11 protein-coding genes and 1 other RNA gene are annotated in these 13,013 nt (G+C 57.7%); 9 read left to right on the forward strand and 3 right to left on the reverse strand.

From position 1 onward, the window contains the following. The first annotated feature begins 197 nt into the window (after positions 1–197). Positions 198–1,436, forward strand: coding sequence for a phosphoglycerate dehydrogenase (serA, locus tag LZU96_RS04180; protein ID WP_233987189.1), 1,239 nt, complete (start codon positions 198–200; stop codon positions 1,434–1,436). Between the two features lie 53 nt (positions 1,437–1,489). Here serA and LZU96_RS04185 read toward each other — a convergent pair whose 3' ends face one another. The 3 genes from LZU96_RS04185 to zapA form a co-directional block, all read right to left on the reverse strand. After that, positions 1,490–2,101, reverse strand: a complete 612-nt coding sequence (locus tag LZU96_RS04185) for a 5-formyltetrahydrofolate cyclo-ligase (protein WP_233987190.1) — start codon at positions 2,099–2,101, stop codon at positions 1,490–1,492. Between the two features lie 99 nt (positions 2,102–2,200). Then, positions 2,201–2,384, reverse strand: a non-coding RNA gene (gene ssrS / locus LZU96_RS04190) — 6S RNA. A 39-nt stretch (positions 2,385–2,423) separates the two neighbouring features. Continuing rightward, a complete protein-coding gene (gene zapA / locus LZU96_RS04195; protein ID WP_094120675.1) occupies positions 2,424–2,753 on the reverse strand; it encodes a cell division protein ZapA in 330 nt (109 codons plus the stop codon). Positions 2,754–2,923: 170 nt separating this feature from the next. Here zapA and LZU96_RS04200 point away from each other — a divergent pair, with 170 nt between their 5' ends. The 8 genes from LZU96_RS04200 to LZU96_RS04235 all read left to right on the forward strand — a co-directional run bounded on the left by LZU96_RS04200 (position 2,924) and on the right by LZU96_RS04235 (position 12,995). Further along, on the forward strand, positions 2,924–3,502 hold the full coding sequence (locus tag LZU96_RS04200; RefSeq protein ID WP_094120674.1) for a YecA family protein: 579 nt from the start codon (positions 2,924–2,926) through the stop codon (positions 3,500–3,502). 59 nt (positions 3,503–3,561) lie between these two features. Then, the gene (gene pepP / locus LZU96_RS04205) at positions 3,562–4,884 is read left to right on the forward strand and encodes a Xaa-Pro aminopeptidase (RefSeq protein WP_233987191.1); all 1,323 of its coding nucleotides are present in this window, start codon (positions 3,562–3,564) and stop codon (positions 4,882–4,884) included. Beyond that, positions 4,881–6,059 carry a 2-octaprenyl-6-methoxyphenyl hydroxylase gene (gene ubiH, locus LZU96_RS04210; RefSeq protein WP_233987192.1) on the forward strand — a complete coding sequence of 393 codons (1,179 nt, stop codon included), beginning with the start codon at positions 4,881–4,883 and terminating at the stop codon, positions 6,057–6,059. Before pepP ends, ubiH begins: the two co-directional genes overlap by 4 nt. Before the next feature lie 13 nt (positions 6,060–6,072). After that, on the forward strand, positions 6,073–7,275 hold the full coding sequence (gene ubiI, locus LZU96_RS04215; RefSeq protein ID WP_233987193.1) for an FAD-dependent 2-octaprenylphenol hydroxylase: 1,203 nt from the start codon (positions 6,073–6,075) through the stop codon (positions 7,273–7,275). A 440-nt stretch (positions 7,276–7,715) separates the two neighbouring features. Then, positions 7,716–8,813, forward strand: coding sequence for a glycine cleavage system aminomethyltransferase GcvT (gcvT, locus tag LZU96_RS04220; RefSeq protein ID WP_233987194.1), 1,098 nt, complete (start codon positions 7,716–7,718; stop codon positions 8,811–8,813). Positions 8,814–8,836: 23 nt separating this feature from the next. Continuing rightward, the gene (gene gcvH, locus LZU96_RS04225) at positions 8,837–9,223 is read left to right on the forward strand and encodes a glycine cleavage system protein GcvH (RefSeq protein ID WP_233987195.1); all 387 of its coding nucleotides are present in this window, start codon (positions 8,837–8,839) and stop codon (positions 9,221–9,223) included. Positions 9,224–9,303: 80 nt separating this feature from the next. Continuing rightward, positions 9,304–12,177 carry an aminomethyl-transferring glycine dehydrogenase gene (gene gcvP / locus LZU96_RS04230; protein ID WP_233987198.1) on the forward strand — a complete coding sequence of 958 codons (2,874 nt, stop codon included), beginning with the start codon at positions 9,304–9,306 and terminating at the stop codon, positions 12,175–12,177. A gap of 74 nt (positions 12,178–12,251) precedes the next feature. Next, on the forward strand, positions 12,252–12,995 hold the full coding sequence (locus tag LZU96_RS04235; protein WP_233987199.1) for an SDR family oxidoreductase: 744 nt from the start codon (positions 12,252–12,254) through the stop codon (positions 12,993–12,995). Positions 12,996–13,013: the final 18 nt, after the last annotated feature.

Genomic DNA, 13,013 nt, shown 5'->3' on the forward strand with positions numbered 1-13,013 from the left:
CACATTAGCGTCATCCACAGCGGGTTCGTTCTCCCTTCATCGCAGACATCACGATTTTGTACGGCAATGTGCTGCTGCAAAGCCTTGCCGTGCTGTCGCACAGGCAATCGTTTGTATTGCCGCAGGCGTATTTTTTGATATTTTGACAGAAGGCTGGCTTATGGCAGTCCTCATTGAATTCTGAATAGGGTCGGGAAATGGCAAAGGTATCACTGGAAAAAGACAAGATTAAGTTCCTGCTGGTGGAAGGTGTCCATCAGAGCGCGCTGGAAAACCTGCGGGCTGCAGGCTATACCAACATCGAATTCCACAAGGGCGCGCTGGACGCTGACGCGTTAAAAGCATCGATCCGTGATGCGCACTTTATTGGTATCCGTTCCCGCTCCCAACTGACTGAAGAGATTTTTGCCGCCGCTGAAAAGCTGGTCGCGGTCGGCTGCTTCTGCATTGGCACCAACCAGGTTGACCTGCAGGCCGCAGCCAGCCGCGGGATCCCGGTGTTTAACGCGCCGTTCTCCAATACCCGCTCGGTAGCGGAACTGGTAATTGGTGAGATGCTGCTGATGCTGCGCGGTATCCCGGAAGCCAATGCCAAAGCCCATCGTGGTATCTGGAACAAAAATGCCAAAGGTTCGTTTGAGGCGCGCGGCAAGAAGCTGGGCATCATCGGCTATGGTCATATCGGTATGCAGCTCGGCGTACTGGCCGAAAGCCTGGGAATGCACGTTTTCTTCTACGATATCGAAAACAAGCTGCCGCTGGGCAACGCGACCCAGGTACGCCATATGGCGGATCTGCTCAATATGAGCGATGTGGTCAGCCTGCACGTGCCGGAGACGGTCTCCACCCAGGATATGATTGGTGCTGAACAGCTGGCACAGATGAAGCCTGGCGCGCTGCTGATTAACGCCTCGCGCGGCACGGTAGTGGATATCCCGGCGCTGTGTGACGCACTGGCCAGCAAACAGGTTGGCGGCGCAGCCATCGACGTGTTCCCGGTCGAGCCTGCCACTAACAGCGATCCCTTCATCTCGCCGCTCAGTGAATTTGATAACGTCATCCTGACTCCGCACATTGGCGGATCGACCGAAGAAGCGCAGGAGAATATCGGCATCGAAGTCGCTGGTAAGCTGGCGAAATATTCCGATAACGGCTCCACGCTGTCAGCGGTTAACTTCCCGGAAGTGTCACTGCCGATGCACGGCGCCAGCGCCAGCCGTCTGCTGCACATCCATGAAAACCGCCCAGGCGTCCTGACCGCTATCAACCAGATTTTTGCCGAGCAGGGCATCAACATTGCCGCTCAGTATCTGCAGACGTCGCCGTTTATGGGCTATGTGGTCATCGATATCGATGCTGAGCCAGAGCTGGCTGATAAAGCGTTACAGCTGATGAAGGCGATTCCCGGCACCATTCGCGCTCGTCTGCTTTACTAAGCGTCAGAAACAGCAAGAGGCGCGCTGTGCGCCTCTTTTTTTGCTCAGCTATCTTACTCCCACTGCCACAGCTTTGACGGCGTCAGCACCGCTGGTAACGGCACATCCCACTCCGCAACCGGCAGGCTATCGACACACTGACAGTCATGCGCCAGCCCGACCGGCAGGAAACCATGCTGTCGCCAGTTCTGCAGCGTGCGATCGTAAAAACCGCCGCCCATTCCCAGACGTTGTCCATATTGATCAAAAGCCACCAGCGGCACCATCATCACATCCAGCTGATCGAGGGTGATCAACTGCCGGATATCCAGCGGCGGCTCGGGAATATGGAGTTTATTTTTGCGCAGCAGGGTATCGGGTGAGTAGCGCAGGAATAACAAATTACCGGGGGAAAAGGGGTGTAATACTGGCAGATAAACCGCTTTCTTCAGATGCCAGAGACGGGCAATCAGCGGACGGGTATTGAGCTCGCCATCCACCGACAGGAACAGGGCGATATTGAGCGCTTCAGTCAGTGGAGCGTAATTCAGGGCGTGTTCAGCAAGCTGCTCAGCGGCCAGGGTTTGCTGCTCATCGGTTAGTGCGCGCCGTAAATGGCGGACGTGCTGGCGAATTGCCTGGCGTTGAGGCTGGATTGCATTGGGTCGCTGAGAAGGTTCAGACATGGTTTCCCCGCCGGATAAGTCGCTGTAGCAGCAACTATAACATGACAGTCGGGGAAAAATACCGGGACGAACAGGGTAGTACACAGGGACTACAGAAGAGAGATCTCCGAGATGCCGCCGTAGGCTGTAACCCTTGAACCCTTGGTTCAAGGTGAATATGCCGTCGCAACCATCAGGCTTCTCGGACGGACCGAGCATGCTCACAGGTTACGGAGCGTCACATTCTGTTTTTTTGAAATATCGGCTCAGGGGACTGGCCCACATGCAAACATCTCAGAGAAAATTTACCTCACCGTTACCAGAGTATAGCAACCATGAAGTTTTATTCGAACTTCGCATCCTCACGCTCAGTGATGCGACCTTGCTCAACCAGCGCCTGTTCAATCGTCTGCTGCAACATACGGATACGCTGTTCCATATTAGCAGCATAATCGCGCGTTTTCACTTTCTCTTGCGCCAGCTCGTGGCAGACGTTTAACGCGGCGATGAACACCAGTTGTTCTGTATTGGTGACTCTAGTGCGAACTTTTAGATCTTGCAACCGTTGATTGAGATCTTCAGCCGCTGCATTCAGCGCATCTTGCTGTTCAGGCGGACAATTCACTCTCAACGAACGACCAAAAATTTGTAAATCTACCGGTTGTGCAGACATGCCACCTTCCTGACTGATTACTTCGCCCGCAACTCCCTTAACCATCAATGGTTTGAGAGGCGGGCAACTATATAGACCCGCGAAATAAGTTACAACCCCTTTTCTGGAAACCTTGAGGCAGCTAGTGGTAGCATAACACGAACTTATTCTGCCAACGACGATGAAAACTTATGTCCTTACAGAACGCAACCCCCGATTACAACGCGCTGGCGGCGGCGCTCTCACAGCAGGGCGTAGGAATGACCCCAGCGGAAATGCATGGCTTGCTGAGCGGCATCCTGTGCGGCGGCAATCAGGACCCGAGCTGGAAGACCCTGGTGCACGATCTGGCCAATGAGGGCATGGCGTTTTCACAAAGCCTGTCGATGCCGTTACAGGCGCTGCACGAAAATATCGCCACCACGCTGGAAGATGAAGGTTTTCTGTTTCAGCTGCTGCTGCCGAGCGATGATGACATCACGGTATTCGATCGCGCCGATGCGCTGGCCGGCTGGGTAAACCATTTTCTGCTCGGCCTCGGCGTGACACAGCCTAAACTGGATAAAGTCACCGGCGAGACCGGTGAGGCGATCGATGATCTGCGCACCATCGCCCAGCTGGGCTATGAGGAAGACGAAGATGAGGAAGAGCTGGAACAGTCGCTGGAGGAGGTGATTGAGTATGTGCGTGTGGCGGCGTTGCTGTGTCACGACACCTTTACCCGTCCGCAGCCGACCGCGCCAGAAGTCCGGAAACCGACGCTACACTAAACTTACGTTAACGGGTCAACCGGTCAGTTCAATCCGATCAGATTACAGGGAGTGCAGAGATGATTTCACTGGACAGATTCCAGCAGCGTCGACAGGCGCTGTTAGCGAAAATGGTACCCGGCAGCGCCGCGTTGCTGTTTGCCGCGCCTGAAGTGACGCGCAGCAACGACACTGAATATCCGTTCCGTCAGAACAGCGACTTCTGGTATTTCACCGGCTTCAACGAGCCGCAGGCGCTGCTGGTGCTGATTAAAAGTGACGAAACGCATAACCACAGCGTTCTGTTTAACCGGGTACGGGATCTGACCGCGGAAGTCTGGTTCGGACGTCGACTGGGGCAGGAGGCGGCACCGGCAAAGCTGGGTGTCGATCGCGCTTTGCCGTGGAACGATATTGGCGAACAGCTGCACCTGCTGCTGAACGGTCTGGATGTGGTTTACCATGCGCAGGGCGAACATGCGGAAGCCGACACGCTGGTGTTTAACGCACTGGATAAGCTGCGCCGCGGTTTCCGCCAGAATCTCAGCGCACCGGCGACGGTGACCGACTGGCGTCCGTGGGTGCATGAGATGCGCCTGTTCAAGGATGAGGATGAGATTGCTTTGTTGCGCCGCGCCGGCAAAATCAGCGCCCTGGCGCATACCCGGGCGATGGAAGCCTGCCGCCCCGGGATGTATGAATATCAGCTCGAAGGCGAAATTCATCACGAATTTTCCCGTCACGGCGCCCGCTTTCCGGCTTACAACACCATTGTTGGCGCCGGTGAAAACGGCTGCATTCTGCACTACACCGAAAATGAGAGTGAACTGCGCGACGGCGACCTGGTGCTGATCGATGCAGGCTGTGAGTTTCACGGCTATGCCGGCGATATTACCCGCACCTTCCCGGTTAACGGGAAATTCAGCGCCCCGCAACGCGCCATCTATGACATCGTCCTGGCCTCTCTCTACACCTCTCTCACGCTGTTCCGGCCGGGCATCAGCATCCGTGAAGTGAATGACGAAGTGGTGCGGATTATGGTCAGCGGCCTGGTAGAGCTGGGCGTGCTGGAGGGGGAAGTCGAAACCCTGATTGCTGAAGAGGCGCATCGCCAGTTCTACATGCATGGCCTCAGCCACTGGCTGGGTCTGGACGTGCACGATGTCGGGCACTACGGTACCCCAAGCCGCGATCGGGTGCTGGAGCCAGGCATGGTACTGACCGTGGAGCCGGGGATCTACATCGCCCCGGATGCCGATGTCCCGGCAGAGTATCGCGGCATTGGCATTCGTATCGAAGATGACATTCTGATCACCGAAACCGGCAATGAAAATCTGACCGACAGCGTGGTGAAGGATGCCGAAGCGATCGAAGCATTAATGGCGGCGGCAAAAACAGCATGACTATTCTGATTGCCGGTGGCGGCATGACCGGCGCAACGCTGGCGCTGGCGATATCCCATCTGACGCAGGGCCAGCTGCCGGTGACGCTGATCGAAAGCAGCGAGCCCGCCAGCCGGTCGCACCCAGGCTATGACGGCCGCGCTATAGCACTGGCAGCCGGTACCTGTCAGCAACTGGCGGATATCAACCTGTGGCAGCGCATTGCCAGCTGCGCCACACCGATTACCCACATTCACGTCTCCGATCGCGGCCATGCGGGATTCGTCTCGCTGGCGGCGGAGGATTATGACATTCCGGCGCTGGGGCAGGTGGTGGAGCTGTTCGATGTCGGACAGCGTCTGTTTGCTGAGCTGAAAAAAGCGCCGGGCGTCACGCTGCGCTGTCCGGCTCGCGTTACGCAGGCCAGTCGCAGCGCGCAGCAGGTCAGGATAACGCTGGATAACGGCGAGCAGCTCAGTGGCGACCTGCTGGTGGCAGCCGATGGCTCACGTTCGGCGCTGGCGGCCTCCTGCGGTATCCAGTGGCAAACCAGCGACTACCAGCAACTGGCATTGATTGCCAATGTCACCACGGCGTTGCCGCATCAGGGACGTGCGTTTGAACGCTTTACCGAGCACGGCCCGCTGGCGTTGCTACCGATGTCCGGCAATCGCCTGTCGCTGGTGTGGTGCCATCCGCTGTCACAGCGTGATGCGGTTATGCGCTGGAGTGATGCTGACTTTCTTCGTGAACTGCAACGGGCATTTGGCTGGCGGCTGGGCAAATTTACGCATGCCGGTCAGCGTGAATGCTACCCGCTGGCGCTGCACCGGGCGGTGCAGCCGGTCACGCATCGGGTGGCGGTAGTCGGTAACGCGTCGCAGACGCTGCACCCGATAGCCGGACAGGGCTTTAACCTTGGCCTGCGCGATGTGATGTCCCTGGCCGAGACGCTGGCCTCAGCCCATCGACAGCAGCAGGACCCCGGCAGCTATGCGGTGCTGAATCAGTATCAGCAGCGCCGTGAACAGGATCGCGCCGCGACCATCGGCATTACCGACGGCTTAGTCCGCATCTTCGCGAACCGGCATACGCCGCTGGTGATCGGGCGCAATCTGGGCCTGATGGCGATGGATCATCTGCCGTGGCTACGAAATCAACTGGCTGAGCGTACGCTTGGCTGGGTTAAGCGTTAATAAAGAGGCTTTGATGCAAACTTTTGATGTGGTGATCGCCGGTGGCGGTATGGTCGGACTGGCGGTCGCCTGCGGCCTGCAGGGTAGCGGACTGCGCATCGCGGTACTGGAAAAATCGCCCGAGCCACCGCTCAGCCTGAGTGATGCACCCTCGATTCGCGTTTCGGCCATTAATGCCGCCAGCGAACGGCTGCTGCAGAAGCTGGATGTCTGGTCGACCATTCTCTCGCTGCGCGCCAGCGCCTATCACGGCATGGAAGTGTGGGATAAAGATAGCTTCGGAGCTATCGCTTTTGACGACCAGCAGCAGGGGCTTTCTCATCTGGGTCATATCATCGAAAATCCGGTGATTCATCGCGCCCTGTGGCAACGCGCCAGCGTCTGCAGCGACGTCACGCTGATGGCGCCCTCACAGCTGCAGCAGGTAGCGTTTGGCGACAATGAAGCCTTTATTACCCTGCAGGATGGCAGCATGTTAACGGCGCGTCTGATGATTGCCGCTGACGGGGCCAACTCCTGGCTGCGTAACAAAGCAGATATTCCGCTGACCTTCTGGGATTACGATCATCACGCCCTGGTCGCCAACGTCCGTACTGCGCTGCCGCACGACGCAGTGGCGCGTCAGGTGTTTCATGGTGACGGTATCCTGGCTTTCCTGCCGATGCAGGACCCGCATCTGAGTTCGATTGTCTGGTCGCTGTCGCCGCAGGAAGCAAGCCGGCTGGAGACGATGCCGGAAGCGCTGTTCAACCAGCAGCTGTCGGTGGCGTTTGATATGCGGCTCGGCCTGTGCCAGCTGGAGAGCGAGCGCAAAACCTTCCCTCTGATGGCGCGCTATGCCCGCAACTTTGCCGCGCATCGTCTGGCGCTGGTGGGCGATGCGGCCCACACCATTCATCCGCTGGCAGGGCAGGGCGTCAACCTGGGCTTTATGGACGCGGCTGAACTGATTGGCGAGATTCGCCGTCTGCACCAGCAGGGTAAAGATATCGGACAGCACCTCTACCTGCGCCGCTACGAGCGCAGCCGTAAGCACAGCGCTGCGATGATGCTGGCTGGGATGCAGGGCTTCCGCGAGATGTTCTCCGGCACTCATCCGGCCAAAAAGCTGCTGCGCGACGTTGGCCTCAAGCTGGCGGACAGCCTGCCGGGCGTCAAACCGCTGATGCTGAAGCAGGCGATGGGCCTGAATGATCTGCCGGCGTGGCTGCGATAAACGCAGCGTCAGCGCTCACTACCAGGCCAGCATTTGCTGGCCTTTTTTATCGCTGAAATCCGCGCTGCACCATCACAATGCAGCGCCGCACCACCATTGCCCTTCGTTTGATTTATTCTAATTTTGCCGCGCAATTCGCATTACTTTTTCTTATTCGGTTGCTAAGCCGTCACGGTGTTTTTTTAACATCCTGAACGGCTTCTCGCATAAATTTGCTGGGTATATTCAACCTCCCTGCATTTATTGCGTGATTAATCACAAAATCGCAGTTTTTTATCCTGTCGATGTGGAATCCTGGTTAGGCTGTGCATCAGCTTTCGACCCCGGTTTGCTTATGGTTAATCGTCAGATTCGGTGGTAACGTCAGGCTAAAGAGAACGTTTGCGTCGGCACCGTTTCCGGCGCGCTTTGCTACTCACTCGCTTCTGCACAGGATGGTTATGACTCAGCAAACACCTCTGTTTGAACAGCATCAGGCCTGCGGCGCCCGCATGGTCGATTTTCATGGCTGGATGATGCCGCTGCATTATGGCTCCCAGATGGACGAGCATCATGCGGTGCGTAATGACGCCGGGATGTTTGATGTCTCCCACATGACGATTGTTGACCTGAAAGGCCCGCGTACCCGCGAGTTTCTGCGCTACCTGCTGGCAAATGATGTGGCAAAACTGACCCAGCCCGGCAAAGCGCTCTACACCGGCATGCTGAATGCGTCGGGTGGCGTCATTGACGATTTAATTGTTTACTTTATGAGCGAAGATTTTTTCCGGCTGGTGGTGAACTCCGCTACCCGTGAGAACGACCTCGCCTGGATCGCCCGGCATGCCGAGGGCTACGGCATTACGCTGACCGAACGTGACGACCTGGCGCTGATTGCCGTTCAGGGTCCGCAGGCGCAGCAGAAAGCGCAGACGCTGTTCAGCGACGCACAGCGGCAGGCGGTGGCAGGTATGAAGCCATTCTTTGGCGTTGAGGCGGAGGGGCTGTTTATCGCCACTACCGGCTATACCGGTGAAGCGGGATATGAAATTGCATTACCGGCAGAGCAGGCAGCCGATTTCTGGCAGCGAATGCTGGCCGCCGGCGTCAGGCCGGCCGGGCTGGGCGCGCGCGACACGCTGCGGCTGGAAGCGGGCATGAACCTCTACGGTCAGGAGATGGATGAAGGCGTTTCTCCGCTGGCTGCCAATATGGGCTGGACGGTGAGCTGGGAGCCTGCTGACCGGGCTTTTATCGGCCGTGAAGCACTGGAACTCCAGCGTGAACGCGGCACAGAAAAACTGGTTGGGCTGATCCTGACCGAAAAAGGCGTGCTGCGTAACGGGCTGCCGGTGCGCTTCACCGACGACCAGGGCGAGCCGCAGGAAGGGATCATCACCAGCGGCTCTTTTTCGCCCACGCTGGGTTACAGCATTGCCCTGGCGCGGGTGCCGGCCTCGATTGGCGACACCGCCATCGTTGAGATTCGTAACCGTCAGATGCCGGTAAAGGTTACCCGACCGATTTTTGTCCGCGCCGGTAAACCGGTCGCCCAGTAAATTTTATTCAGGAGAAATGGCCAATGAGCAATGTGCCGAATACGTTGAAGTACCGCGACAGCCACGAGTGGGTGCGCAAAGAAGAAGATGGTTCTTACACCGTGGGGATCACCGAACACGCACAGGAACTGCTGGGTGACATGGTGTTTGTCGATCTGCCTGAAGTAGGGACAACCTTTGCGGCCGGTGAAGAGTGTGCTGTCGCCGAGTCGGTCAAAGCCGCATCAGATATCTATGCGCCGATCAGCGGTGAGATTGTGGCGGTCAATGATGCGCTGTCCGACGCACCAGAGCAGGTCAACAGCGAGCCGTATGACGGCGGCTGGTTATTCAAAATCAAAGCCAGTGACGAGTCAGAAATTGACGCGCTGCTGGATGCAGATGCGTATAAAGCGTCTATCGACGAGTAATCGTCAGGCGGCCTCTCGTCGGGGCCGCAGATTTCTGTTTGCTCTCTCTGTTCCCCAGCCCGATTCAGGATTTACTGCTAATGACTCAGACTCTCAGCCAGCTTGAACACAACGGTGCATTCATCGAGCGCCATATCGGTCCTTCACCTGAGCAACAAGCGATGATGCTTGACGCTATTGGCGCTCCGTCGCTGGAGGCATTAATCGGCGCGATTGTTCCGGCAGATATTCAGTTGCCTGGCCCGCCAGCGGTCGGTGAAGCCGCCACGGAACAGCAGGCGCTGGCTGAACTGAAAGCAATAGCCAGTCAGAATCTGCGTTACAAATCCTGGATCGGCATGGGATACAGCGCGGTAATCACGCCACCGGTGATCCTGCGGAATATGCTGGAGAATCCAGGCTGGTACACCGCCTATACGCCGTATCAGCCGGAGGTCTCACAGGGACGACTGGAGGCGTTGTTAAACTTCCAGCAGCTGACCCTGGATCTGACCGGCATGGATATTGCCTCCGCCTCGCTGCTGGACGAAGCCACTGCCGCTGCAGAAGCGATGGCGATGGCAAAACGCGTCAGCAAGCTGAAAAACGCCACTAAATTTTTTATTGCCGGGGATATTCATCCGCAAACCCTTGATGTGGTGCGAACCCGTGCCGAAACCTTTGGTTTTGAACTGATTATCGATGAGGCCGAAAAAGCCCTGGATCATGACGATCTGTTTGGCGTGCTGCTGCAACAGGTTGGCACCACCGGCGAAGCGCACGATTACAACGCGCTGATTGCCGCGCTGAAAGCCCGCAAAGTGGTGGTCAGCATGGCTGCCGATTTCATGTCGCTGGTGCTGCTGGAAGCGCCAGGCAAGCAGGGTGCGGATATTGTGTTTGGCTCTGCGCAGCGCTTCGGCGTGCCGATGGGTTACGGCGGTCCGCACGCGGCCTTCTTCGCCAGCCGCGATGAGCATAAACGCTCGATGCCGGGCCGCATCATCGGCGTCTCCCGTGATGCTGCCGGTCATACCGCGCTGCGTATGGCGATGCAGACCCGTGAACAGCATATCCGTCGCGAAAAGGCCAACTCCAACATCTGTACTTCTCAGGTGCTGCTGGCGAATATCGCCGGACTTTATGCGGTATTCCACGGTCCGGCGGGCCTCAAACGCATCGCCTCGCGCATCCATCGTTTTACCAACATTCTGGCGGCGGGCCTGCAACAGGGCGGTCTGACGCTGCGCCATCAGCACTGGTTCGATACCCTGACGGTGGAGGTCTCAGACAAAGCGGCGGTGCTGAACCGCGCCCTGAGCTTTGGCGTTAACCTGCGTAGCGATATTCATCAGGCCGTTGGCATCACGCTGGACGAAACCACCCAGCGTGAAGATATTCTGACGCTGTTCGCCATTCTGCTGGGTGACGCGCACGGGCTGGATCTGGATAAGCTCGACCACGACGTTGCGCTGGAGAGCCAGTCAATTCCGGCCGGTTTACTGCGCCACAGTGAGATCCTGACGCATCCGGTGTTTAACCGTCATCACAGTGAAACCGAGATGATGCGCTACATGCACAGCCTGGAGAAAAAGGATCTGGCGCTGAATCAGGCGATGATCCCTCTTGGCTCCTGCACCATGAAACTCAATGCCGCGGCGGAAATGATCCCGATCACCTGGCCAGAATTTGCTGAACTGCATCCGTTCTGCCCGGCAGAACAGGCGAGCGGTTATCTGCAAATGATCGGTCAGCTGTCGCAGTGGCTGGTACAGCTCACCGGCTACGATGCGCTTTGTATGCAGCCGAACTCTGGCGCGCAGGGCGAATATGCCGGTCTGCTGGCGATTCGTCGCTATCACGAAAGCCGCAACCAGGGCGATCGTCACCTCTGCCTGATCCCGAGCTCGGCCCACGGCACCAATCCGGCATCCGCACAGATGGCCGGCATGGATGTGGTGGTTGTGGCCTGTGATAAACAGGGCAACATTGACCTCGGCGATCTGCGCGAGAAAGCGGCACTGGCAGGCGACAAAATCTCCTGCATCATGGTGACCTATCCGTCGACTCACGGCGTATATGAAGAGACTATCCGCGAAGTCTGCCAGATTGTGCATCAGTATGGCGGCCAGGTTTACCTCGACGGCGCCAACATGAATGCGCAGGTCGGCATCACCACGCCGGGCTACATTGGTGCGGATGTGTCGCACCTTAACCTGCATAAAACGTTCTGTATTCCGCACGGCGGCGGCGGACCGGGCATGGGACCGATTGGCGTGAAAGCGCATCTGGCCCCGTTTGTTCCGGGTCACAGCGTGGTGCAGATCGATGGCGTATTAACGCAGCAGGGTGCGGTGTCAGCGGCACCGTTTGGCAGCGCCTCTATTCTGCCGATCAGCTGGATGTACATTCGCATGATGGGCGCGGAAGGGCTGAAGCAGGCCAGTTCAGTGGCGATCCTGAATGCCAACTATATCGCCAGTCGTTTGCAGTCAGCCTATCCGGTGCTCTATACCGGTCGTGATGGTCGGGTCGCGCATGAATGCATTCTCGATATCCGCCCGCTGAAAGAGCAGACCGGTATCAGCGAACTGGATATTGCCAAACGTCTGATTGACTACGGTTTCCACGCACCGACCATGTCGTTCCCGGTGGCGGGAACATTGATGGTTGAACCGACCGAATCGGAAAGCAAAATCGAATTGGATCGTTTTATCGACGCGATGCTCTCTATCCGTATGGAGATCGACCGGGTAACGGCGGGCGAATGGCCGCTGGAAGACAATCCGCTGGTCAATGCGCCGCATACTCAGCTGGAAATCGTCAGCGAGTGGACGCATCCCTACAGCCGTGAGCTGGCGGTTTTCCCGGCGGGCAGCCATAACAAATACTGGCCGACGGTAAAACGTCTGGATGATGTGTTTGGCGATCGCAATCTGTTCTGCTCCTGCGTACCGATGAGCGATTATCAGTAACGCGCGTATACGCGAAACCGCTAAACCAACCTGAACAGGGCCGATTCGTCGGCCCTTTTTTTATGGGAGACAAGATGAAATTAGCACTGGTTACCGGCGGCAGTCGCGGTATCGGACGCGCCACCGCCCTATTACTGGCCGCCAGAGGCTATCGGGTGGCGGTCAATTATCGCCAGCGCGAGGCGGAAGCACAGCAGGTGGTGAGCGCGATCCAGCAGCAGGGCGGCGATGCCTTTGCGCTGCAGGCGGATATTGCCGATGAAGCGCAGGTGATGGCAATGTTTGCGCAGCTCGATCATCAGTCCGCGCCGCTGACCCTGCTGGTTAATAACGCCGGGATTCTGTTTCAGCAGTGCCGGGTCGAGCAGCTCGATGCGGCCCGCCTGCACAAAGTTTTTGCGACCAGCGTCATCGGCACCTTTCTCTGCTGCCGCGAAGCCGTCAAACGAATGGGAACCCATCACGGCGGTCAGGGCGGCGCGATAGTGAATGTCTCATCAGCCGCGGCCCGGATTGGCGCACCGGGTGAGTATGTCGATTATGCCGCGTCGAAAGGCGCGATGGATACGCTGACCAAAGGATTATCGCTGGAAGTGGCGCAGCAGGGGATTCGGGTTAACGGGGTTCGTCCGGGATTCATCTACACGGAAATGCATGCTGATGGCGGTGAGCCGGGTCGGGTTGATCGCCTCGCCAGTGCGATCCCGATGGGGCGCGGCGGGCAGGCGGAGGAGGTCGCGGAAGCGATTGTCTGGCTGGCCAGCGAGGCCGCCTCTTACGTCACCGGCAGCATCATTGATGCTGCCGGTGGGCGCTAACGCAGCACGCCGCTGCTT

Origin of the sequence: Pantoea agglomerans (assembly GCF_021397715.1) — a bacterium.
Taxonomy (GTDB): domain Bacteria; phylum Pseudomonadota; class Gammaproteobacteria; order Enterobacterales; family Enterobacteriaceae; genus Pantoea; species Pantoea astica.